The organism is Pseudomonas sp. Irchel s3h14 (genome assembly GCF_900187425.1).
In the GTDB taxonomy this organism is placed as follows: Bacteria; Pseudomonadota; Gammaproteobacteria; order Pseudomonadales; family Pseudomonadaceae; genus Aquipseudomonas.
Map to the genome: position 1 here is coordinate 491,246 of NZ_FYDJ01000002.1, position 22,362 is coordinate 513,607.

A 22,362-nucleotide genomic window follows, 5' to 3' on the forward strand; every position below is an offset into this window, starting at 1 on the left:
GGAGCGTGGGAACGATCATGGGCACAAAACCTTCGCCCATAAAAAAAGCGCCGCCATCCCGGCAGCGCTTTTACCAATCCGTTGTTTTTTCTTCTTATCCTTCCATCACATCCCACAACGCTTCCAGCTCCGCTTCGCTGAATAAACCAGCGGGGTAGCGTTCGATCATCATCCGGCGCGGATCAGGTTCTCTGATCTGACGCGTTCCATTGGACTTCAACCAGTGCGCCAGGACCTGGAGCGATTCGCTGTTTACTGCCAGGGGATGCAACGCCCGCTCGCTCACAACATTCATTTCGGCGTTCATTTCCGCGCTCTCTCCTGGTTTGTGAGCGGCTAACTTATCCAAGGTTTATGACAGAACATCGCAGTTCTCCCCCCTCCCTGTTTTGCACCATGAGCGATACAAGAGCTGTGCCAAGGTTTCGCAACTGTCGACAAGCGGATACAAAAAAGCCCGCAGTCCTGTAGGGCTGCGGGCTTTCTGCTAAACCATGAGTGAAAACGTTTGCCTGAATTATTTTGCAACCAACTCAAGCTGTTACAACCCCACTCACTCCTTGTGCGGTGCTGGCTGTTGTTGGGTAAGGCAGTGGATGTTACCGCCTCCCAGTAACAGTTCGCGGCCGGGCACCATCACCACTTCGTGCTGCGGGAACAGTGCCTGCAAAATCTCTTTTGCCGGGCCATCCAACGGATCGTCGAAGCTCGGCGCGATGATGCCGCCATTCACGATCAGAAAGTTCACGTAGGAACCGGCCAGACGCACGGTCGGATTACGTTCCTGAGTCCCGTCCACCGGATCAACACCCGCGCACTCTTCTTCGGTCGCATACAGCGGCCCCGGAATCGGCATCTTGTGCACCGTGAATGGGCGACCCTTGGCGTCGGTGCTGCTTTCCAGCACTTTCATCGCCGCCTGGCAGCGCGGGTAGTTCGGGTCCTGCGGGTCATCGGTCCAGGCCAGCAACACTTCGCCCGGACGCACGTAGCAGCAGAAGTTATCCACATGACCGTCGGTTTCGTCGTTGAACAAACCGTCCGGCAGCCAGATGATTTTATCCACAGCCAGATTCGCGCTGAGCACCGCTTCGATTTCTGCACGGTTCATGTGCGGATTGCGATTGCGGTTAAGCAGGCATTCTTCGGTGGTGATCAGCGTGCCTTCGCCATCAACGTGGATCGAACCGCCTTCAAGCACAAAGCCCTCGGTGCGGTAGCGCTGACTGCGCTCGATCTCGAGGATCTTACCGCCCACCTGGGAATCGCGATTCCACGGCGAATACAGCCCCCCGTCGAAACCGCCCCACGAGTTGAAGTCCCAATTCACACCACGGACTTCGCCACTGTTATTGATGACGAACGTCGGGCCGGTGTCGCGAACCCAGGCGTCGTCGCTGGACATTTCCACCACACGAATATTCGGCACGTCCAGACGGGCACGGGCGTTTTCGTATTGGCCGGCGGAAACCGCCACGGTCACCGGTTCGAAACGTGCAATGGCTTTGGCCACCGCGACGTGCGCGGCTTGCGCCGGTTTGCCACCCAGGCGCCAGTTGTCCGGACGCTCGGGCCAGATCATCCAGGTCTGGGTTTGCGGCGCCCATTCGGCCGGCATGTAAAAGCCGTCGGCGCGCGGCGTGCTGTGCAAAGTGGTCATAGCGATCAGGACTCCAGGGATCCGTCGAGGGTCTTTAGTGTGCCATACAGGTTCGGGCGACGATCACGGAACGAACCCCACGCGCTGCGGATGTGCTCCAGTTCAACCAGGTCGAAGCTCTGAACCAGCACACCTTCTTCGGTTTCATTGAGCTCTTGAACCTTCTCGCCGAACTGGTTGGCAATGAACGACGAGCCGTAGAACGTAATGTCGTAGCCGTCCTGCTCTTCGTTACCGATGCGGTTGCTGGCGATCAGCGGCATCAGGTTGGCGCCGGCATGGCCTTGTTGCACGCGCTGCCAGTGATCACGGGACGAAATGGTCTTGTCGTGTGGCTCGCTGCCGATCGCGGTCGGGTAGAACAGGATTTCCGCGCCCAGCAACGCCATGCTGCGAGCGCATTCCGGGAACCACTGGTCCCAGCAGATGCCCACGCCGATTTTCGCGTAACGGGTGTTCCAGACTTTGAAGCCGGTATCGCCCGGATTGAAGTAGTACTTTTCGTGGTAACCAGGGCCGTCCGGGATATGGCTTTTACGATAAATCCCGAGGTTGCTGCCGTCGGCATCGATAATCGCGATGCTGTTGAAACGCGCGCGGCCCGCCAGTTCGTAGAAGCTGATCGGCAAAACGACTTGCAGTTCTTTGGCAACTTTCTGGAAGTGCTTGATGGCGACGTTGTCTTCAACGGTCGTGGCCAGCTGCAGGTAATCCGGGTTCGGCTTCTGGCAGAAGTACGGAGCCTCGAACAGTTCCTGGATCAGGATGATCTGCGCGCCTTTCGCCGCGGCCTCACGGACCAGCCTCTCAGCGGTCTCGATGTTGGCTTCAAGATCCCAGGAACAGGCCATCTGGGTGGCGGCGACGGTAACGATGCGGCTCATGAATCATCTCCGGGGCAATTGCTTGAGGGTCGAGTGTGGCATCGACCAATGACAGAAATGGGAAGCACCGGGCGTGGTGGGTCCACACCGGGGCAGTGGCGACTTTATAACCGATAAAAATCGTCTTTTAAAGCGACAAATAATCAATCTGTCGAAAATATCTCAATTTAACCCGATAACAATCGATGTTTATCACCCTTCACTGATCGTTCCCACGCTCCGCGTGGGAATGCAGCCGGGGACGCTCCGCGTCCCAAGAGCGGACGCGGAGCGTCCAGTGAGGCATTCCCACGCAGAGCGTGGGAACGATCAGTGTCTAGAGCCCCTCGCCCAAAACTTTGGAAAGCATGTCCACAAAGAAATCCACGCTCTGACGCGAGGTCACCATCGGCGGTTTGATCTTGAGGATGTTCAGGTAATCGCCGGTCGGCTGCATGAAGATCCCCAGCTCGCGCAACCGATCACACAGCGCCGTGGTTTCTTCGGTCGCCGGTTCCAGGGTTTCGCGATTGCGGACCAACTCGACGCCCAGATAGAAGCCGGAACCATGCACCGCGCCCACCAGCGGATGAATATCGATCAGCGCTTCAAGCCGTTCCTTGAAATACCCGCCAACGACCTGGGCGTTTCCCCACAGCTTTTCTTCCTCCATCACATCCAGCACTGCCATGCCGATCTGGCAACTGACCGGGCTGCCACCAGCCGACGAGAAGAAGTAACCCTCGGCTTCCAGTGCTTCGGCGATTTCCCGACGGGTGATCACCGCGCCCAACGGTTGGCCGTTGCCCATGCCTTTGGCCATGGTGATGATGTCCGGCACCACGCCTTGCTCTTCGAAGCCCCAGAAAAAGTTGCCCATGCGGCCGTAACCGACCTGCACTTCGTCAGCAATACACACACCGCCCTGGGCACGAACCAGCGCATAAACCTGCTTCAAATACCCTGGTGGCAGCGAGATACCACCGGCATTGCCGTACACCGGTTCGCAGATGAAACCGGCCAGCTGGCGCTTCTGCTCGGCGATTTTCGCCAGGTTGTGTTCGACGCTGCGCACGTAGTCCGGCGCGCTATCCGGCCCACGGAATTCGCCGCGATAGGTGTTCGGCGCGGTGACCGGATGCACCCAGTCCGGACGGCTGCTCAAGGCCTTCGGGTTATCGGCGATCGAAGTCGAGACCGCGTCCGCGCCTACTGTCCAACCGTGATAGGCCTCCAGCACGCTGAGCATGTCGCGACCGCCGCTGTAGGCCCAAGCCAAACGGATTGCCAGGTCATTGGCCTCGCTGCCACTGTTGACCAGAAACACCCGGTCCATGGAGTCCGGCGACAGTTTCAGCAAACGTTCGGAGAACTCGGCAATCGCCGCGTAGTTGAAGCGCGAGTTGGTGTTGAGCAGCGACCACTGACGACTGGCGACAGCAGCCATGCGCGGATGACCGTGGCCCAGCACCGCGACGTTGTTGAGCATGTCGAGGTAGGAGCGGCCCTGCATGTCGATCAGGTGATTGCGCCAGCCACGTTCGATGCGCGGCGGGTCTACGTAATAGTGCTTCTGGGTACGGGCGAAACTGGCGTCACGGCGCGCCAGCAACGTCTGCGAATCGAGTTCTTCTTCAGCGTCACAGGCCAACCCAAGCAGAGTTGCCGGTGACGGGCACAACGCCTGCCAGGCCGCTGCGCGAGACGGCGTGCAAAACAACGGCGCCGTGAACGAAGCGCCCCGGCACAACTGCACAATCAACGGCCCGCTGATCGAACCCAGCACCTGGCCTTTGACCAGCGCTGCGCCCGTGTGCAGCGACGGGGTCACGCCCCACAACCGCACGCTAAGTTGCGGGCCATCCAGTTGCAGCACACCTGCTGCCGGCTGATGCACCACCCCGGCAAACGGCGATTCGACCGCCGTGCCGTGGGGCACTCGCAATTCGACGTGCAATGGGCAAGTGTCCGGCTCAGTGCCGCTGTCCGGCCGGGTGCGGGACAAGCGATATTGCCCATAACGACTGGCTGCCAGACCATGAGCCGCGGCAGCTTCAGTCAGCAGACGCTGATCGATCCCCTCCTGCTCCCAGTTGCCGGCCTCAAAATGCGGACTTAGCACGCCCAAATCGATCAACGCAAACTCACGCCCTACCAGGCTCGGCAGCAGCGGCGCAAAGCCTTCGCTGCCGATGCTCGGCAGGTTCTGGCCGACCGAGGTCAGGATTGCCGCTTCCATCAACGCCAACGGCACCGATGTAGCGACGCGGAAAATCTCCCACTCGTGGGTGAGGTTGTCGCGGCTGTACGCGTTGCCAGGATCGATGCTGACCTGCTGCTCGCCGCTAAGCACCAACACCGCCGCACGGGCGACGATCAACGGCCAGAGCGCCAGTAGCTCTTCCTGCGTGAGCGGATTGACAGCGTGATAGGCCTGAACCGCCGGCAAAATATAGAACGGATCGCCATCGGCATGGTGCAGCAGCGCCGCACACGTCACCGACAGATCAGTAATGCGCCAGGTACGAACCAGGTCGCCGAAATCGATCACACCCTGCAATTGCCACTGGCGTTGCGAATCTCGCTGCCAAACCACGTTGTCGTCTGTGATATCCATGTGAATGGCTTGCACCGGCAGCTTATCCACAAGCGGCTGCAAATGACGCTCGGCCTGTTCGGCCGCATCGGCAATCAGCCGACGTTGCTGGTCGTCGTTGATGACCGGCAGCAAATGCGCGATCAGCGCGTTGGCGTGACGGGCGTCCCATTGAAGGGTGCGCTCAAGGCCCGGATGGTCGAAACCGGCCAGGGCCAGATCCATTTCACCGCAGAGCCGACCGAAGCCGGCCACCACTGAACCGGGCAGATGATCCAGGTGTGTGAGCGACTGGCCTTCGATGTAATCGAGCAGGCGCACATGCACCGGTTGGCCGCCGACTTCCAGGGAGAGAAGGTCTGCACCGTTTTTTGCGGGAATAACTCTTGGCACATGCACATCAGGGTGTTCACCCAAATGCTTGAGCCCGGCGTGCTGGGCGTGCAGCTCCTGCGCCGAGTAATCGCCACGGCAGATTTTCAGGACAAAACGCCCCTGATCGCTGTCGACCCGAAAGTTAAGATCTTGCTGGCTACCAAGGGCCTGCAACCTTCCACTCAGCCCGTAATGTCCCTTCAGCAGCTCAAGCGCTTGCTCCGCAGACACTTGCGGGCTGGGCAAACTGGCGCGATGAATCAACGTGGCGAGCGGCATACAACGACCCCTGAAGTTTTATTAGGCGCTTATATCGCCACTGCTTGGGGCGATACGCAACCCCCCTTCAAGTCTCTATTGAACTTTCCTACGCCAATCTCGGATTGCCTTCCGCTGACCTTGACCCCAACCTATGACCCGTACGGATACACGAACCTTTCAAGGTAGAAACGAACACCATGACAATGCGGCGCCTGGAGATTGATAGCCCTTCTATTGATCAACCTCCGCGACTTCGAGGATTTTATCGCCTGAACAATCGCGCCCCTCGCACCGGCCGCCACTTTGCGCAAGAATGGCACCCATCTACACCTATTGCTGGAGAAAGACCATGAAAGTAGTCACCACCGACCTGCCCGGTGTTCTGATCATCGAACCCAAGGTATTTGGTGACGAGCGCGGTTTCTTCTATGAAAGCTTCAATGCCAAGGCTTTCAAAGAAATGACTGGCCTGGAGACGAATTTCGTTCAAGACAATCATTCCCGCTCGCAAAAAGGCGTATTGCGCGGCCTGCATTACCAACTGGAAAACACTCAGGGCAAACTGGTTCGCGTCACAGCCGGTGAAGTACTCGACGTGGCGGTGGACATTCGCCGCAGTTCACCACATTTCGGCAAGTGGGTGGCCGTGCGTCTGTCTGCCGAGAACCATCGTCAAATGTGGGTCCCGGAGGGTTTCGCCCACGGTTTCGTGGTGCTGAGCGAGTTCGCCGAATTCCTCTACAAAACCACCGACTACTACACCCCGTCCGCCGAGCGCAGCATTCGCTGGAACGATCCGGATCTGGCAATCGATTGGCAACTGGACGAAGCACCGAAACTGTCCCATAAAGATCAGGCCGCCGCGTTCTTCAAGGACGCTGACGTTTTTTCCTGAAACACCGTCTGAATCTTCGCCGCACAGGCGTGCCTGACCCACGGCGCGCAGACTGCGCCCGCAAGCCTAGGCATAATGCGCCTGTACCCACAGGCGCTCGATGCTCATGACTCCAACCCTCCCCCGCAGACCCCGCTGGCGCAGCCTGGCCCTGCTCGCGCTGTGCCTGGCGCCATTGCTGTGGCCGCTGGAGCACCTGGCCGAACGTTACTACCGCAGCGAACTGGCCGGGCAGAACCGTCAGACGCTCGACCTTTACGTCGCCAACTTGCTGGGCACCCTGCACCGTTATGAAGTGTTGCCGCAGATCCTCGGCGATCTGCCGGCCCTGCGAGCCGTCCTCGGCGCGCCCGACGATGGCGTCACTCAGGGCAACGCCAATCGCTTGTTGAAAAATATCAGCGCCCAGACCGGCGCCGAAGTCATGTACCTGATGGACACCACGGGCAAGACCCTGGCCGCGTCCAACTGGGACAAACACGACAGTTTCGTCGGGCGTAATTTTTCCTTCCGGCCGTATTTCAGCGAAGCCATGGCCGGGCGGCTTGGGCGCTTTTTCGGTTTGGGCACAACCTCGGCCAAGCGTGGCTATTTCTTCGCTGCCGCCGTGCGTAACGGCGAAAAGATCCTCGGCGTGCTGGTGGTCAAGGTTGACCTGGACCACACCGAAAGCCTCTGGGGCAAAACCCCGGAACAACTGCTGCTGACCGACCATAACGGCGTGGTCATCCTCACGTCGCGGCCCGAGTGGCGATTCCGATCGACCCGCCCGTTGGGCGAAGAGGAAAGAAAGGCAATCACCGCGATTCAACCTTATCCGACCCGTGATCCCAAACCATTGCGGCTCAACCCCAACGCCTGGCTGACACAAACCCAGCCCATCGCAGAAACCGGTTGGAACGTCAGCATCCTCGCTCCACGCACTTTGATCGATCGCCCGGTACGCACGGTCGTCGCCATCGGCGGCGCGACATTGTTGGTGTTGATGTTGCTGCTGGGTCTGATGATGCAGCGACGCCGGCATTACCTCGAACGAATCGCCTTCGAAGCCAAGGCCCGTCGCGAACTGGAAGGCCGGGTAGCCGAGCGGACCAGCGACCTCGAAGGCCTCAACCGTCGACTGAAACAGGAAGTGCTGGAACGCGAACAGGCCCAGCAAGAGCTGGTGCGCGCTCAGGATGATCTGGTGCAGGCCGGCAAACTGTCGGCCCTTGGCACCATGTCGGCGAGCATCAGCCACGAATTGAATCAACCGCTGGCGGCGATCCGCAGCTACGCCGAAAACGCCGAAGTGCTGCTCGATCATCAGCGCACCGACGATGCGCGCGGCAACCTCAAGCTGATCAGCGAACTGACCGGGCGCATGGCCTCGATCATTGCCCACCTGCGCGCCTTCGCCCGGCGCGATCGTCACGCCCCGGAAAGCGTGGCCCTGCAACCGGCGCTGGACGATGCGCTGGCGCTGCTGGCCAAGCGTCGGCGCAGCATGGAAGTCGAGCTGATCCGCGACTTGCCGGCCGCCACCCTGTGGGTCGAGGCCGGGGAAACCCGTCTGCGTCAGGTACTCGGCAATCTGCTGGCCAACGCCCTGGACGCCCTGACGGAAAAAGGCCCGCCGCGTAAGCTCTGGTTGAGTGCCCAATCCACTGCCGATGGCGTCAATCTGTACATTCGCGACAACGGCCCCGGGTTCTGCCTGGAGGCACTTGGCCGCGCCAGCGAGCCCTTCTACACCACCAAGACCCGCACTCAGGGGCTCGGGTTAGGGCTGGCGATTTGCGAAACCCTGATGCGCGCCTTCGGTGGTGAACTGTCGTTCGCTAACCACAAGGAAGGTGGCGCCCTTATTACCCTGAAGTTGCGTGCAGGCGCACCGGGTGTGAGCCTGCAACCGTCCGAGGACCGAAGTGCATGACCATCGACAACCGCATCCAGGTCGTGCTGATCGACGACGATCCGCACCTGCGTCAGGCCCTGGGCCAGACCTTGGACCTTGCCGGCCTGAAAATCCTGCCGCTCGCTGAAGCCAAGGGCCTGGCCGCACAACTGGAGCGCGACTGGCCCGGCGTGGTGGTCAGTGACATCCGCATGCCGGGCATGGACGGTCTTGAACTGCTGACTGAACTGCATGCCCAGGACCCGGAGCTGCCAGTGCTGCTGATTACCGGTCACGGCGATGTGCCGCTGGCTGTGCAAGCCATGCGCGCCGGGGCTTATGACTTTCTGGAAAAACCCTTTGCCAGCGACGCCCTGCTCGACAGCGTCCGCCGCGCCCTGGCACTGCGCCGGCTGGTGCTGGACAACCGCAGCCTGCGCCTGGCCCTGAGCGATCGCAACGAACTGAGCACCCGATTGGTCGGGCAATCGGCGCCGATGCTGCGCCTGCGCGAGCAGATCGGTGCATTGGCGGCGACCAAGGCCGATGTGCTGATCCTTGGCGAAACCGGTGCGGGTAAGGAGGTCGTGGCCCGCGCACTGCACGATCTGTCGAGTCGGCGTAACGGCCCGTTCGTGGCGATCAACGCCGGCGCCCTGGCCGAGTCGGTAGTAGAAAGCGAACTGTTCGGTCACGAGCCAGGCGCCTTTACTGGCGCGCAAAAGCGCCGCATCGGCAAGTTCGAATTCGCCAATGGCGGCACGTTGTTCCTCGATGAAATCGAAAGCATGAGCCTGGATGTGCAGGTGAAATTGCTGCGTTTGCTGCAAGAACGGGTCGTCGAGCGCTTGGGCGGCAATCAGTTGATCCCCTTGGACATCCGCATCATCGCCGCGACCAAGGAAGACCTGCGCCAATCCGCCGATCAGGGCCGCTTCCGTGCCGACTTGTATTACCGCCTGAACGTCGCACCACTGCGTATTCCGCCGCTGCGTGAACGCGGCGAAGATGCGCTGATGCTGTTCCAGTATTTCGCCGACGAAGCCAGCGCCCGCCACGGCCTACCACCCCACGAGTTGCAGCCGGGACAACGTGCGCTGCTGCTGCGCCACACCTGGCCGGGTAACGTGCGGGAATTGCAGAATGCTGCCGAACGCTTTGCCCTGGGCCTGGAACTGGCCCTGGACAATAACGCAGTGGATGGCGCTGTCGGCATGACGGTCGACGTGGTCAGCGGCGGTCTCAGCGAACAAGTGGAAAACTTCGAGAAGAGCTTGATCGCCGCCGAACTGGCGCGTTCTCACAGCTCGGTGCGCAGCCTCGCCGAAGCCCTTGGCATCCCACGCAAGACCTTGCACGACAAACTGCGCAAACACGGGCTGAACTTCGCCGACGGTGGCAGCAGCCACACCGACGAACCCGATTGAGCTACCGTCAAATCATCATCCTCAAACAAGAGATCCGTGCATGAGCCGCGACAGCCGTCATCTGGAATCAGTCCTCCATCGCGACATTCCCCTTACGCGGGACATGGGCCTCAAGGTGCTCGACTGGCACGACCAGCAACTGCGCCTGCACTTGCCGCTGGAAGCCAACGTCAATCATAAAAGCACCATGTTCGGTGGCAGTCTGTATTGCGGCGCAGTGCTGGCGGGCTGGGGTTGGTTGCATTTGCGGTTGCGTGAAGAAGGGGTTGAAGGCGGGCACATCGTGATTCAGGAAGGACAGATCAGCTATCCGCTGCCAGTGACCATGGACGCGACAGCGATTTGCCATGCGCCGAGTGCGGCGGTGTGGAAGAAGTTTTTGGCGATGTATAAGCGATATGGGCGGGCGCGGTTGACACTGCATTCCCGGATCGTAAATACGGACAGTAATGACGATGCCGTGAAGTTTACTGGGCAGTACGTACTCCACCGCTAAAGCAAAAGATCGCAGCCTCGTTTCACTCGACAGCTGCTACAGAGAAACGCGTCCCCCTGTAGCAGCTGTCGAGTGAAACGAGGCTGCGAACGATCTTAGCGGCGGGCGAGTTCCAGCAGTTTTTCGCGCCACGCAGCCTTCGCCGGCAGCGCCAGGAAAAACTCATTCAACAACGACTCCCGCGCCGGATAACTAAACGGCGCACCGCTCAAATCCAGCACCTCACCGCCAGCCCCTTCCAGCACGCCTTGCGCAGCCGCCGTGTCCCACTGCGAAGTCGGCGCCAGGCGCGGATAACAATCCGCCGCCCCTTCTGCCAGCAGGCAAAACTTCAGCGAACTGCCGATATTGGCCAATTGCAGTTCACCCAAACTGTCGCTCAACCCTGCCAGTAAACGCTCCTGCTCAGGACTTGAATGCCGACGACTGGCAACCACGGTAAACGCTTCACCCTCAGCAGGAACCTCGCGAACCTGAATCGGCGAAGGCGACGCGTCTTTATCGCCACGCCACGCCCCCAGACCCGCACCACCGACGTAGAAGCGCCCGTTGGTCGGCATCGACACCACGCCAAACACCACACGCCCTTGTTCGATCAGCGCGATGTTGACGGTGAATTCTTCGCTACCGGAAATGAATTCCTTGGTTCCGTCCAGCGGGTCCACCAGCCACCAACGCTGCCACCCGGCGCGCACGCTCTGGGGAATGTTGGCGTCTTCTTCGGACAGCACCGGGATACTCGGGTCCAGCGCCGTCAGTCCGGCCAGGATCACATGGTGAGCGGCCATGTCGGCGGCCGTCACCGGGGAATCATCGGATTTTGCAGTCACGGCGACGTTGGCACGCCAAAACGGCAGAATCGCTTCACCGGCTTTCAAAGCCAGTTCAACAACAGGCGCCATCAACGGATGGGGGAAAATCATGGCTGGAACACTCCACGCTGAGTCAGCAGGTCACGGGCCAGATACAGTGCTGCCAATGCACGGCCCTCAGTGAATCGCGGGTTCTGGGCCAGGGCCGACAACTCACGCAGGTTGATTTTGTCCACGCCCATCGGCTCGGGCTCATCGCCTTCAAGGCTTTCTTCGTACAAATCGGTGGCCAACACGACCTGGATCTTCTGGCTCATGTAACCGGGCGACAACGACAACTCAGTCAGATGCTCCAGTTGCCGCGCGCCATACCCGGCCTCTTCCTTGAGCTCCCGCTCGGCCGCCGCCAGCACGTCCTCGCCCGGCTCGATCAAGCCTTTAGGCAAGGACAGCTCGTATTCATCGGTGCCGCCGCAATACTCTTCAACCAGTACCGCGTGGTCCGCATCCAGCATCGCCACGATCATCACCGCGCCATAACCGGCGCCCTTGCCGACCAGTCGCTCATACGTGCGCTCCACGCCATTGGAAAAGCGCAACTTCAGCTCTTCGACGCAGAACAAACGACTGGTGGCGACGATCTCGCGGGCGAGGATGGTGGGTTTCTGGCGCATGAAAAGCTCCTTGGCGTGAACGCGTTACTATACCCGGCCTATCCTGATTGTTTACCTCGGATATCTTTTTTACCGCTGGAGAAGTTTTTTATGTCCCTGCTGCCCTGGCGCGACATCGACACCGTTCTGCTGGATATGGACGGCACGCTGCTGGACCTGCACTACGACAACCATTTCTGGATGGAACACCTGCCCCAGCGTTACGCCGAGTTGCACGGGGTGAGTCGGGCCATGGCCGAGATGGAGTTGCAACCGTTGTTCGAACGCAACGCCGGCCAGTTGCAGTGGTATTGCCTGGATTTCTGGAGCGCCGAGCTCAAACTGCCAGTGCGCGAACTGAAACTGGAAACCGCGCATTTGATTGCCCTGCGACCGGATGCGGACACCTTTCTGGCCGCCATCAAACAGGCCGGCAAGCGCGTGGTGCTGATCACCAATGCACACCGCGATTCGCTGTCATTGAAACTGGAAAGAATCGAACTGGCGCCGTACTTCGAGCGGTTGATCAGCTCGCATGATTACGGTTTCGCCAAGGAAAACCCGCAATTTTGGGATGCCTTGCAGGCGGACATCGGCTTTGATCCGGCGCGCAGTCTGTTTATCGACGATACGTTGCCGATCCTGCGCAGCGCGCGGAATTTTGGTGTGGCGCATCTGTTGGCCGTGAGTGAGCCGGACAGCCGTAAAGGGCCGAAGGACACGGCCGAGTTTGCGGCGGTGGGGGATTATCGGGAACTGATCGAAGGGCTCTAAGACCGCGTCGCCTGCATCGCGGGCAAGCCTTGCTCCTACAGGTCCGTGTCGTACGCGAATTTTGCATACATCCTGTAGGAGCAAGGCTTGCCCGCGATGGCCATCACACGGTCTTGAGGGTTACTCAGGAATCCGCAACGACTGCCCCGGATAGATCTTGTTCACGTCCTTGAGCATCGGTTTGTTGGCCTCGAAGATTTTTTGATACTTGTTGGCATCGCCATAAACGCGCAAGGAAATCGCGCTGAGCGTGTCGCCTTTCACAACCGTTACAAACTTCGCGGCCACAACCACCGGCCCGGTCACGGTGATCTGGTCATCCACGCTACCGACACCGGCAATATTGCCCACCGCCAGCAGGATCTTTTCCTTCTCTTCCTGACTGCCGACTTCGCCGGTCACGATGACCTTGTCGCCGTCCACCGTCGCCTGCACATTCGGGTTACCCAGGCCGACCTTGCTGATGTGTTCCTTCAACTGCTCGCTGGCATTGGCGTTACCTGGCGTCAGTAAATCGATAAGTTTTTCGCCTGCTTCTTTCACAAAGCTAAAAATACTCATGGTGCACTCTCCTTGGGTTTTGGGTTCCAGACGCAAAAGCCTAGACCAAGGCTGTCACTTGCGGTTCCAACCCGACCAATGACGCCGCTTCCCCCCAAGCGCTAGAATCCGAACCTTCCCGCGCCCTGGAGCGAAGATGGACATCAAGCAACTGAAATTCCTCATCGCCCTCGACGAAACCCGGCATTTCGGCCAGGCCGCTGCGCGTTGTCACATCACCCAGCCGACCCTGTCCATGCGCCTGCGCAGCCTCGAAGAAGAACTCGAGCTGCCGCTGGTCAATCGCGGGCAGCGCTTCGAAGGTTTCACCGCACCGGGTGAACGGGTGCTGGCCTGGGCGCGCACCGTGCTGGCGGCCTACGACGGCTTGCAGGCCGAAGCGGCTGCCTGTCGCGGCAATCTGGTCGGTACGTTGCGTCTGGGCGTGGTGCCGCTGTCGAGCTTCGATCCGCTGCCGCTGATGCAACGCTTGCACGCCGAACACCCAAACCTGCGCTTCGAACTCTCGGCCCTGAGTTCTGAACAAATCCTGGAACAACTGGCAAACAATCGCCTGGACCTCGGCGTTTCGTACCTGGAGCGACTGGACGGCGAACGCTTCGATTCCCTGGCGTTCAGCGAAACCCGCATGGGCCTGCTCTACGATCAGCGCTTCTTCAGATTCGGCGAGGCGCCGCTGAGTTGGGAGTCGCTGATCGAGCTGCCGCTGGGCATGCTCACCAGCGGCATGCATTTTCGACAGTCCATCGACCACAACTTCCACAGTCGCGGCCTCACCCCGCAGCCGTTGCTGCAAACCGATGCCGTCCACCAATTGTTACAAGCAGTGCACGGCGGATTCTGCTGCGCAGTGATGCCGCTGGATGGAGGCCTGGAGAAACTCACCGATCATTTGCGCCTGCACCCCATAGAAAATGCTCAAACCCTCGCCCGGCTGGGCCTGATCATGCGGCGTAGCGCCCCGCGTTCGGCGCTCGCAGAAGCCTGTTTCGCGATTCTTCAGCAATCGCTGCCGAGCTCTTGATCGACGCCATCTATCGGTAGATCAGTATTAGCGATTAGACGCGACAAGTTGACACGCCTAGGCTTAAAGCAGCCTAAACCGTCGGTGATACCTCATGAACGCCAAGCGCCCTGCCTGCGCGGCGCCAGCCCTCGAAACGCCAGCGCCCGCCGCAAGCCAGACGTACAGTTACTGCGACCTTCAAGACACCGAATCAGCCAGCACCGCGCTGGCCGAAGAAGTCGCGTTGGCGATCGCTTATAACGGCATCAGTCAGGCGGTGATGTTGGTGACGCCGACGGACCTTGAAGACTTCATCGTCGGCTTCAGCCTTGGCAGCGGCATCATCGAAGACGCCTGCGACATCTATGACCTGCAACTCAGCGGCTCGGGTTCAGCGCAATACGCGCAAGTGACCATCGCCAACCGCGCCTTCTGGAACCTCAAGCAACAGCGTCGGCAAATGGCTGGCACCAGCGGTTGCGGGCTCTGCGGTGTGGAAGCGGTGGAACAGGCATTGCCAGACCTCAAGGTGTTGCCCGGCGCACCCTTGCCGCCCGCCGAATGGCTCGATGGTTTACGTCAGCGCATCGGTGCGTTCCAGCCTCTTGGCCAGTACTCCGGCGCAGTGCACGCCGCCGTGTTCATGAACAGTCAGGGCCAATTGCTGATGGGCCGCGAAGACATCGGCCGTCACAACGCCCTCGACAAGCTGATCGGTGGGTTGATCCGACAAAAGATCCCGACCACCGGCGGACTGGCGATTGTCACCAGCCGTTGCAGTCTCGAATTGATCCAGAAAGTGTTGCGCGCAGGTATCCAGACCCTGGTCAGCCTGTCGTCGCCCACGGGCCTTGCCGTGCAATGGGCCCGTCGCCACAACCTCAATCTCATCCACCTGCCGCAGAAAAGTGCGCCGCGGGTCTACAGCCCTGCGACGGAGAACCAAGCGTGAGTCAACATCGTCAAGCCGACCAGAAACCCGTTCCGCGTTATAAGCCCTACAAAGGCCCGGCCGGTGGCTGGGGCGCGCTGGCCAGCGTTGCCCGGGCCTGGTTGACCAGCGACAACGCGCTGAAAAACCTGCGCATGATGCTCAAAACCAACAAGAACGGCGGGTTCGACTGCCCCGGTTGCGCCTGGGGCGATTCCAATGAAGCCGGCATGGTGGCGTTCTGCGAGAACGGCGCCAAAGCGGTGAACTGGGAAGCTACCAAACGCCGTGTCGACGGTGCGTTCTTTGCTAAACACAGCGTCAGTTCGTTGCTGGAACAAAGTGACTATTGGCTGGAATATCAGGGTCGCCTGACCGAGCCATTAAGCTATGACGCCGAAACCGATCGCTACAAGCCGATCAGCTGGGAAGCTGCGTTCTCCTTGATCGCCAAACATTTGCAAGGCCTGTCGAGCCCGGATCAGGCCGAGTTCTACACTTCGGGCCGCGCCAGCAACGAAGCGGCGTACCTGTATCAATTGTTCGTGCGTGCCTACGGCACCAATAACTTCCCCGATTGCTCGAACATGTGCCACGAGGCCAGCGGTGTGGCCATGGCGCAAAGTGTCGGCGTCGGCAAAGGCACCGTCACCTTCGACGACTTCGAACACGCCGACGCGATTTTTGTCTGGGGTCAGAACCCTGGCACCAACCACCCACGGATGCTCGAACCGCTGCGCGAAGCGGTGAAACGCGGCGCTCAGGTGGTATGCATCAACCCTTTGAAGGAGCGCGGCCTGGAACGCTTCCAGCACCCGCAACACCCGATCGAAATGCTCACCAACGGCGACAAGCCGACCAACACTGCGTATTTCCGCCCGGCACTGGGCGGCGACATGGCGATCATGCGCGGCATGGCCAAGTTCCTGCTGCAGTGGGAACGTGATGCACAGAAGGCGGGTGAGCCTGCCGTATTCGACCACGACTTCCTCAATGAACACAGTGTCAACGTGCTGGAATACCTGGGCATCGTCGACGACACCTCGTGGGAGCAGATCGTCGAACAATCCGGACTGACGCTGGTTGAAATCGAGCAAGCGGCGCGGATGTACGCCGAAGGCAAGAACGTGATCATGTGCTGGGCGATGGGCATCACACAGCATCGCCATTCGGTGGCGACCATCCAGGAAATCGCCAACCTGATATTGCTGCGCGGCAACATCGGCCGGCCCGGCGCCGGTCTGTGCCCGGTGCGCGGCCACAGTAACGTGCAGGGCGACCGGACCATGGGCATCAACGAGCGTCCGCCGGTGGCGTTCCTCGATTCCCTGGAGCGTCGCTTCAAGTTCAAGGTACCGCGTGAAAACGGTCACAACGTGGTCGAGGCGATCCATGCCATGGCCGACGGCCGGGCGAAAGTCTTTATCGGCCTGGGCGGCAACTTCGCCCAAGCCACCCCGGACAGCTCACGGACCTTCCAGGCGCTGAGCAACTGCGACCTGACCGTGCAAATCAGCACCAAGCTCAACCGCAGCCATTTGGCGCACGGTAAAGACGCGTTGATCCTGCCGTGCCTGGGCCGCACCGACATCGACATCCAGACCGAAGGCCCGCAAGCGGTGACCGTCGAAGACTCGTTCAGCATGGTTCACGCCTCCAACGGCCAGTTGCAGCCGCTGTCGAACCAGATGCGCTCTGAGCCGTCGATCATTGCCGGCATCGCCGCCGCGACCCTGGGCAGCAAACCGGTGGACTGGAACTGGCTGGTGGCCGATTACCGGCGCATCCGCGACCTGATCGCCGACACCATTGTGGGTTTCAAGGACTTCAACGAGAAGATCCAGAACCCGGGCGGGTTCTACCTCGGCAACAGCGCCGGTGCGCGCCGCTGGAATACCGCGTCGGGGCGCGCCAATTTCCGTGCGAACATCCTGCCTAAAGACCTGGTGCACGAACGCACTCGCGCCACCGGCGTATTGCCGGACCTGATCATGCAGTCAATGCGCTCTCACGATCAGTACAACACCACGATTTATGGGCTTGATGACCGCTATCGCGGCGTGAAAGGTCAGCGTGATGTGTTGTTCGTCAACGAAGCCGACATCATTCGCCTGGGGTTCAAGCCGGGGCAGAAGGCTGACATCGTTTCGATCTGGGATGATGGCCGTGAGCGTCGGGTGAAGGGCTTTACGCTGCTGGCGTTTGATATCCCTGCCGGGCAAGCGGCGGCTTACTACCCGGAAGTGAATCCGCTGGTGCCGCTGGAAAGCACCGGGGATGGCAGCCATACGCCGACGTCGAAGTTTGTGGCGATCCGGTTGGAAGCGGCGAGTGAAACCGGGTTGATCATGGCCAAATCGGCTTAATCAAGATCGTTCCCACGCTCCGCGTGGGAATGCAGCCCGGGACGCTCCGCGTCCCAAAGCGGACGCAGAGCGTCCATTGAGGCATTCCCACGCAGAGCGTGGGAACGATCATTGCGTAAACTTTCCCATCGCCCACAAAAAAGGCCGTTTTGCATGAAAACGGCCTATCCGAAGTAACTAAAGACCGGCGAAAAACACTTAAGTTCCGGCTAAAAAACAGTAACTTATAGAAATGTGCTCAAGTCGTGTTACTCGTCGGATTTCGATTGTCACGACCATGACACAGCCTCAGGATCGCGCCGTCATCCCCTTGAGGTTCCTCTAATGAAGTTCTCCTCGATTCTCTTGTTGTCCCTTGGCCTGGTCAGTGGCTTCGCTTCTGCTGGCGGCACCACCGAAGCAGGTGTGGGCGGCGCATTGGGCGGGGTTCTGGGCTCAGTCGTCGGTCAGTCATTAGGCGGCAGTACAGGTTCCACCATTGGCGCGGCCCTGGGCGGCGCGGGTGGTAGCGCAGTTGGCGCAGACAAACGCAGCCGTGGCGAAGCCGCCATTGGCGGTGCGTTGGGCGCAGCAGGCGGTAACGTGGTCGGTCGCAGCATGGGCGGCACCACCGGCAGCCTGATCGGCTCCGCAGCAGGCGGCGGCGCCGGTGGCGCGCTGGGTAACTACATGGGCAACAAGAGCGATGACGATGATGATGATCGTCGTTCCTATCGTGGTGGCCATGGTGATCGTCGCTACTACCGTGACGGCCATCCGGGGCGCGGTCATGCCTATGGGCATCGCAAGCACAAACATCGCTATCACGACTGAGGTTGAATCACCTCGTTTACCGGTAGATCAAAAAATCGCAGCCCAAGGGCTGCGATTTTTTTTGCCCGTCACACCACCAACCGCTCCAGTGCCCCGCGCAACCCGGCAGGAATCGCCACCGGCTGATTAGACGCCCGGTCTACAAACACATGCACAAAGCGCCCAGCCGCGCAGGCTTCGTCTTCCCCGGCCTTGAACACCGCCAACTCGTATTGCACCGAACTGTTGCCCAACTTGCCCACCCGCAAACCGATTTCTATCCGGTCAGGGAAGGCAATGGAAGCGAAGTAATCGCAGGCCGAACTCACCACAAAGCCCACCACCTCGCCGTCATGGATATCCAGGCCGCCGACTTCGATCAGGTAGGTGTTCACCGCTGTGTCGAAGAAGCTGTAGTAGGTGACGTTATTGACGTGACCGTAGGCGTCGTTGTCGTGCCAGCGGGTGGTGATGGGTTGGAAGTGGAGGTAGTCAGTGCGTTGATTCATGGGTTCTCGCCTTGAGGATCGTTCCCACGCTCTGCGTGGGAATGCAGCCTGGGACGCTCCGCGTCCCGAACAGGTGAAGTCTACCGATCCGCAAATCCTTTACCCACTGCCGCCAACTCCCCAATTAACCGCGCAGGTGTCCACTGATCACCCTGCTTGGTTTCCAGCTGCAACAATCGCTGATGAATATCCGCCAATCCCTGCTGGTCCGCCCAGGCCATCGGTCCACCCTTGTCCGCTGGGAAGCCATAACCGTTGAGGTACACCCGATCGATGTCGTGCGCCGATTCGGCAATCCCTTCCTGAAGGATCTTCGCACCCTCGTTGACCAGTGCCAGCAAACAGCGCTCCAGAATCTCCTCAGGCCCGATCTCGCGACGCTGGAAGCCCAACCCTTCGCTGACCTTCAGCACCAGCGCATCGACTTCAACATCGTGCTCAGCCTGGCGACTGCCCGACTCATAGTGGTAATAGCCATTGCCACTCTTCTGGCCGAAACGACCCAATTCGCACAGACGATTGTCCACCTGAACCTCAGGCGCATCCTGCCCTATGCCGGCCAACTGCCGAGCGCGCCACTCCAGATCGATGCCGACCACGTCGTACATGCGAAACGGTCCCATGGCAAAGCCAAAACCTTGCAGCGCCGCATCAACCTGATAGGGATAAGCGCCTTCGAGCAACATCTTGCGCGCTTCGAGCACATACGGATGCAGCATGCGGTTGCCGATGAAACCATGGCAGTTGCCCGACACCACACTGACCTTGCCCATGCGCTTGCCCAGTGCCAGGGCGGCCTCAAGCGCCGCCGGTGAAGTCTGCGCACCGCGAACGATTTCCAGCAGCTTCATGATGTGCGCCGGACTGAAGAAGTGCAGGCCCAGGACCTGTTGCGGACGGCGAGTGACCGCGGCGATGGCGTCGATATCCAGCGCCGAGGTATTGCTGGCCAAAATCGCTTCAGGTTTGAGCAGACCGTCCAGTTCACGGAAGATTTTCTGCTTGAGCTCGAGGTTTTCGTACACCGCTTCGATCACCAGATCGACATCGCGGATCGCCGCGTAGTCAGCAGCCGCCGTTACCCGCGCTATGCGAGCGTCCGCTTCGGCCTGATCGATCCGTCCCTGACGCACGTTGTGGGCATAGGTGTCCGCCACGGTAGCCAGTGCCTGCTCAAGCATCTGTGGATTGTTATCGACCCACTGCACCGGGACTCCGGCGTTGGCCAGACACATGACAATGCCACGGCCCATGGTGCCGGCGCCAATGACGGCGGCGCGCTGAATATTGAACGGTGTCTGGCTCATGGTTGTTCTCTTGTTGGCGATCCAAAGACAGCCTTCACCATAGTCAGCCACCGCGCACTTTTGAAATTTATTCGTGTGATGAGCAACATTCAGCGGATGGATGCGCTCCCCACCTGATCGTTCCCACGCTCTGCGTGGGAATGCAGCCCGGGACGCTCCGCGTCCCATTGGAACGCAGAGCGTCCCTTGAGGCATTCCCACGCGGAGCGTGGGAACGATCTAAAGGTGGGATTCAGCCCACCCCCGGACTTCGGCATACGGATAATCCTCCAGCGCCGCAAAACCCGAAATTGACCGCGCCTTGAGCTTGGTAAACAGCGGCACACCGATACCGCATAAAAACCGCGTCACGCGTTCCGCCGACGGAACGTTGCCGGTGTGCTGCTCGTGCCTGTGGATAAAATCACCGCACAACGCCTCGAAGTTTTTATCCACAAGCGCCGGTAGTTCCGGTGGCGCGGGCAGTCGCGCCACATCCCCGTGACATACCGAACAATGCCCGCACTGCTGCGGCGCGTTTTCATCGCCGAAGTACTCGGCCAGGCGATAACCCAGGCAATGGTCCGTGGCGAACAGATCCAGCATGGCGTGAATCCGCGCGATCTCGGTTTGTTCGTGGCGGGTGAAGTAGGCGTGTAGCTCTTCGCTCAGCGCTTGGGCATCAAAGTCGGTTTGCAGCAGGCTGTAAACCTCGGTCATTTGCTTGCTTTCGAGTTCGACCCAGCCCTTTTCCTGAAAATAATCCAGCGCCTTGACCACGCGATTACGCTCGGCCTGATGCTGCTCATACAGCGCATCGAAATTCACCGTGGCCCAGGTCCGTGCGCGACTGGAGGTCTGGATGATCGCCGCGACGAAGTCCTTGCGCTCACCCTCGAAGCGGGCCAGCAAAGCCTCGGGCTCCTGCAAGTACTTGAAGCGATATTCGGCGTAATAGGCGTAACGCGGCGCGATGATTCCGCGCAGCTCAAGCTGCACCAGCAAAGTCTTGAGCGGCAATTGGCGGATGTTGCTTTGGTCCGCCAACGGCCCCAACAGAAACTCCCACTGCCCCTCGGGCGCGGCGGCTTGCAACTCGTCGAGCACATAGCGAATGCCATCCAGCTCAGGCGTATCGCCGTAGACGAAGTTTTCCAGCACGTTGAGGCTGTCGCGGTTGGCCAACACCAGGCAGTCGGACGGCTGCCCGTCACGCCCGGCGCGGCCGATTTCCTGACTGTAGTTTTCGATGGATTTGGGCAGGTCGAAATGCACCACGTTGCGGATGTCGCTCTTGTCGATGCCCATGCCGAACGCGATGGTGGCGACGATGCAATTGGACTGCCCGCCCATGAACCGGCGCTGGATTGCTTCGCGCTGTTCGTGGGGCAAACCAGCGTGATACGCCTCGGCCTGAATGCCGTTGCGGTTCAGGTGTTCGGCGATATGCTCGGCGGTTTTCTGCAGGGTGACGTAGACGATGCTTGGCTGGTTGGGACGCTGACTCATCCATTCGACAAGGCGTCGGCGCTTGTCCTGACCGCGCACCGGCTCGACCAACAGATTGAGGTTCGGCCGATAGAAACCGGTGGTCACCACATCGTCGGGGGCGATGGCGAACTTGGCCTCCATGTCAGCGATCACTTTGGGTGTCGCGGTGGCGGTCAGCAGCAACGCCTGAGGGATGTTGAACTGGCGCTGATAGTCGGGGAGCTTGAGGTAGTCGGGGCGAAAGTTGTGGCCCCACTCCGAGATGCAGTGCGCCTCGTCCACCACCAGCAGCGAGATCGGCACCTGCTGCAAGAAATTGCGGAAACGCTCGTTCTTCAGGCGCTCCACGGAGATCATCAAAATCTTCAGTTCGCCAGACTTGGCCCGAGCCATCACGTCGCTGGCGTCATCGCGGCTCTGGGCCGAATCGATACTGCCCGCCGCAATCCCATGGCGCTGCAGGAACGCCAGTTGATCCTGCATCAACGCCAGCAGCGGCGAGACCACCAATGTCAGGTGCGGCAGCAGCAAGGCTGGTAATTGATAACAAAGGGACTTGCCCGAGCCGGTGGGGAAAATCGCCGCCGCCGAACGCCCGGCCAACACCGCGCTGACCGCCGCTTCCTGGCCGGGCCGAAACTGTGGATAACCGAAAACCTGTTCCAGGGTGTTGTGCATAAGCTGTCACTCCGTTGACCGCTGCGAAGCCCAAAGCCTAGCCGGCAAACGCAG

At 60.1% G+C, this 22,362-nt stretch carries 19 protein-coding genes; 9 read left to right on the top strand and 10 right to left on the bottom strand.

Annotated features, from left to right (window positions below; translation table 11 throughout):
* Window positions 1–94: 94 nt before the first annotated feature.
* The 4 genes from CKW16_RS05860 to CKW16_RS05875 all read right to left on the bottom strand — a co-directional run bounded on the left by CKW16_RS05860 (window position 95) and on the right by CKW16_RS05875 (window position 5,773).
* Window positions 95–307: a hypothetical protein gene (locus tag CKW16_RS05860; protein WP_046045525.1), complete on the bottom strand. Its 213-nt coding sequence runs from the start codon at window positions 305–307 to the stop codon at window positions 95–97.
* Between the two features lie 246 nt (window positions 308–553).
* Entirely contained in the window at window positions 554–1,660 is a 1,107-nt protein-coding gene (gene aguA / locus CKW16_RS05865; protein WP_095127595.1) for an agmatine deiminase, read from the bottom strand.
* Window positions 1,661–1,665: 5 nt separating this feature from the next.
* On the bottom strand, window positions 1,666–2,544 hold the full coding sequence (gene aguB / locus CKW16_RS05870; protein WP_095127596.1) for an N-carbamoylputrescine amidase: 879 nt from the start codon (window positions 2,542–2,544) through the stop codon (window positions 1,666–1,668).
* A gap of 316 nt (window positions 2,545–2,860) precedes the next feature.
* Window positions 2,861–5,773: an aminotransferase gene (locus CKW16_RS05875; RefSeq protein WP_095127597.1), complete on the bottom strand. Its 2,913-nt coding sequence runs from the start codon at window positions 5,771–5,773 to the stop codon at window positions 2,861–2,863.
* A 331-nt stretch (window positions 5,774–6,104) separates the two neighbouring features.
* Between CKW16_RS05875 and rfbC the strand changes: the two genes are divergently transcribed.
* The 4 genes from rfbC to CKW16_RS05895 all read left to right on the top strand — a co-directional run bounded on the left by rfbC (window position 6,105) and on the right by CKW16_RS05895 (window position 10,449).
* Window positions 6,105–6,650 (top strand): dTDP-4-dehydrorhamnose 3,5-epimerase, encoded by a 546-nt coding sequence (rfbC, locus tag CKW16_RS05880; RefSeq protein WP_095127598.1) that lies wholly within the window; start codon window positions 6,105–6,107, stop codon window positions 6,648–6,650.
* Between the two features lie 106 nt (window positions 6,651–6,756).
* Window positions 6,757–8,565 (top strand): ATP-binding protein, encoded by a 1,809-nt coding sequence (locus CKW16_RS05885; RefSeq protein WP_095127599.1) that lies wholly within the window; start codon window positions 6,757–6,759, stop codon window positions 8,563–8,565.
* Complete coding sequence (locus tag CKW16_RS05890; RefSeq protein ID WP_095127600.1) at window positions 8,562–9,953, top strand: sigma-54 dependent transcriptional regulator; 1,392 nt, start codon at window positions 8,562–8,564, stop codon at window positions 9,951–9,953. Before CKW16_RS05885 ends, CKW16_RS05890 begins: the two co-directional genes overlap by 4 nt.
* Window positions 9,954–9,993: 40 nt before the next feature.
* Window positions 9,994–10,449: a YiiD C-terminal domain-containing protein gene (locus CKW16_RS05895; RefSeq protein ID WP_046052222.1), complete on the top strand. Its 456-nt coding sequence runs from the start codon at window positions 9,994–9,996 to the stop codon at window positions 10,447–10,449.
* Window positions 10,450–10,544: 95 nt separating this feature from the next.
* Here the strand turns inward: CKW16_RS05895 and cysQ are convergent, their stop codons facing one another.
* Both cysQ and nudE read right to left on the bottom strand, forming a co-directional pair.
* Entirely contained in the window at window positions 10,545–11,372 is an 828-nt protein-coding gene (gene cysQ, locus CKW16_RS05900; RefSeq protein ID WP_095127601.1) for a 3'(2'),5'-bisphosphate nucleotidase CysQ, read from the bottom strand.
* A complete protein-coding gene (gene nudE, locus CKW16_RS05905; protein WP_033058385.1) occupies window positions 11,369–11,935 on the bottom strand; it encodes an ADP compounds hydrolase NudE in 567 nt (188 codons plus the stop codon). Before nudE ends, cysQ begins: the two co-directional genes overlap by 4 nt.
* Before the next feature lie 90 nt (window positions 11,936–12,025).
* Between nudE and yrfG the strand changes: the two genes are divergently transcribed.
* Complete coding sequence (yrfG, locus tag CKW16_RS05910) at window positions 12,026–12,688, top strand: GMP/IMP nucleotidase (RefSeq protein ID WP_095127602.1); 663 nt, start codon at window positions 12,026–12,028, stop codon at window positions 12,686–12,688.
* Window positions 12,689–12,808: 120 nt separating this feature from the next.
* Here yrfG and lysM read toward each other — a convergent pair whose 3' ends face one another.
* Complete coding sequence (gene lysM, locus CKW16_RS05915; RefSeq protein WP_046045516.1) at window positions 12,809–13,249, bottom strand: peptidoglycan-binding protein LysM; 441 nt, start codon at window positions 13,247–13,249, stop codon at window positions 12,809–12,811.
* Window positions 13,250–13,385: 136 nt separating this feature from the next.
* Here lysM and CKW16_RS05920 point away from each other — a divergent pair, with 136 nt between their 5' ends.
* The 4 genes from CKW16_RS05920 (at window position 13,386) to CKW16_RS05935 (ending at window position 18,365) form a co-directional block, all read left to right on the top strand.
* On the top strand, window positions 13,386–14,273 hold the full coding sequence (locus CKW16_RS05920; RefSeq protein WP_095127603.1) for a LysR family transcriptional regulator: 888 nt from the start codon (window positions 13,386–13,388) through the stop codon (window positions 14,271–14,273).
* 94 nt (window positions 14,274–14,367) lie between these two features.
* A complete protein-coding gene (fdhD, locus tag CKW16_RS05925) occupies window positions 14,368–15,207 on the top strand; it encodes a formate dehydrogenase accessory sulfurtransferase FdhD (RefSeq protein WP_095127604.1) in 840 nt (279 codons plus the stop codon).
* Window positions 15,204–17,552 carry an FdhF/YdeP family oxidoreductase gene (locus CKW16_RS05930; RefSeq protein WP_095127605.1) on the top strand — a complete coding sequence of 783 codons (2,349 nt, stop codon included), beginning with the start codon at window positions 15,204–15,206 and terminating at the stop codon, window positions 17,550–17,552. The genes fdhD and CKW16_RS05930 overlap by 4 nt, the downstream gene beginning before the upstream one ends.
* 324 nt (window positions 17,553–17,876) lie before the next feature.
* A complete protein-coding gene (locus CKW16_RS05935) occupies window positions 17,877–18,365 on the top strand; it encodes a glycine zipper domain-containing protein (protein ID WP_095127606.1) in 489 nt (162 codons plus the stop codon).
* Window positions 18,366–18,433: 68 nt separating this feature from the next.
* Here the strand turns inward: CKW16_RS05935 and CKW16_RS05940 are convergent, their stop codons facing one another.
* The 3 genes from CKW16_RS05940 to CKW16_RS05950 all read right to left on the bottom strand — a co-directional run bounded on the left by CKW16_RS05940 (window position 18,434) and on the right by CKW16_RS05950 (window position 22,308).
* On the bottom strand, window positions 18,434–18,853 hold the full coding sequence (locus tag CKW16_RS05940) for a thioesterase family protein (RefSeq protein WP_095127607.1): 420 nt from the start codon (window positions 18,851–18,853) through the stop codon (window positions 18,434–18,436).
* Between the two features lie 80 nt (window positions 18,854–18,933).
* The gene (locus CKW16_RS05945) at window positions 18,934–20,160 is read right to left on the bottom strand and encodes a 3-hydroxyacyl-CoA dehydrogenase (RefSeq protein ID WP_095127608.1); all 1,227 of its coding nucleotides are present in this window, start codon (window positions 20,158–20,160) and stop codon (window positions 18,934–18,936) included.
* 219 nt (window positions 20,161–20,379) lie between these two features.
* Complete coding sequence (locus tag CKW16_RS05950; RefSeq protein ID WP_095127609.1) at window positions 20,380–22,308, bottom strand: ATP-dependent DNA helicase RecQ; 1,929 nt, start codon at window positions 22,306–22,308, stop codon at window positions 20,380–20,382.
* Window positions 22,309–22,362: the final 54 nt, after the last annotated feature.

What these genes read in the sequence shown, in the direction of transcription:
- CKW16_RS05860 (WP_046045525.1), bottom strand. Translation starts at nt 307, where the DNA reads ATGAACGCCGAAATGAATGTTGTGAGCGAGCGGGCGTTGCATCCCCTG.
- aguA (WP_095127595.1), bottom strand. Translation starts at nt 1,660, where the DNA reads ATGACCACTTTGCACAGCACGCCGCGCGCCGACGGCTTTTACATGCCG.
- aguB (WP_095127596.1), bottom strand. Translation starts at nt 2,544, where the DNA reads ATGAGCCGCATCGTTACCGTCGCCGCCACCCAGATGGCCTGTTCCTGG.
- CKW16_RS05875 (WP_095127597.1), bottom strand. Translation starts at nt 5,773, where the DNA reads ATGCCGCTCGCCACGTTGATTCATCGCGCCAGTTTGCCCAGCCCGCAA.
- rfbC (WP_095127598.1), top strand. Translation starts at nt 6,105, where the DNA reads ATGAAAGTAGTCACCACCGACCTGCCCGGTGTTCTGATCATCGAACCC.
- CKW16_RS05885 (WP_095127599.1), top strand. Translation starts at nt 6,757, where the DNA reads ATGACTCCAACCCTCCCCCGCAGACCCCGCTGGCGCAGCCTGGCCCTG.
- CKW16_RS05890 (WP_095127600.1), top strand. Translation starts at nt 8,562, where the DNA reads ATGACCATCGACAACCGCATCCAGGTCGTGCTGATCGACGACGATCCG.
- CKW16_RS05895 (WP_046052222.1), top strand. Translation starts at nt 9,994, where the DNA reads ATGAGCCGCGACAGCCGTCATCTGGAATCAGTCCTCCATCGCGACATT.
- cysQ (WP_095127601.1), bottom strand. Translation starts at nt 11,372, where the DNA reads ATGATTTTCCCCCATCCGTTGATGGCGCCTGTTGTTGAACTGGCTTTG.
- nudE (WP_033058385.1), bottom strand. Translation starts at nt 11,935, where the DNA reads ATGCGCCAGAAACCCACCATCCTCGCCCGCGAGATCGTCGCCACCAGT.
- yrfG (WP_095127602.1), top strand. Translation starts at nt 12,026, where the DNA reads ATGTCCCTGCTGCCCTGGCGCGACATCGACACCGTTCTGCTGGATATG.
- lysM (WP_046045516.1), bottom strand. Translation starts at nt 13,249, where the DNA reads ATGAGTATTTTTAGCTTTGTGAAAGAAGCAGGCGAAAAACTTATCGAT.
- CKW16_RS05920 (WP_095127603.1), top strand. Translation starts at nt 13,386, where the DNA reads ATGGACATCAAGCAACTGAAATTCCTCATCGCCCTCGACGAAACCCGG.
- fdhD (WP_095127604.1), top strand. Translation starts at nt 14,368, where the DNA reads ATGAACGCCAAGCGCCCTGCCTGCGCGGCGCCAGCCCTCGAAACGCCA.
- CKW16_RS05935 (WP_095127606.1), top strand. Translation starts at nt 17,877, where the DNA reads ATGAAGTTCTCCTCGATTCTCTTGTTGTCCCTTGGCCTGGTCAGTGGC.
- CKW16_RS05940 (WP_095127607.1), bottom strand. Translation starts at nt 18,853, where the DNA reads ATGAATCAACGCACTGACTACCTCCACTTCCAACCCATCACCACCCGC.
- CKW16_RS05945 (WP_095127608.1), bottom strand. Translation starts at nt 20,160, where the DNA reads ATGAGCCAGACACCGTTCAATATTCAGCGCGCCGCCGTCATTGGCGCC.
- CKW16_RS05950 (WP_095127609.1), bottom strand. Translation starts at nt 22,308, where the DNA reads ATGCACAACACCCTGGAACAGGTTTTCGGTTATCCACAGTTTCGGCCC.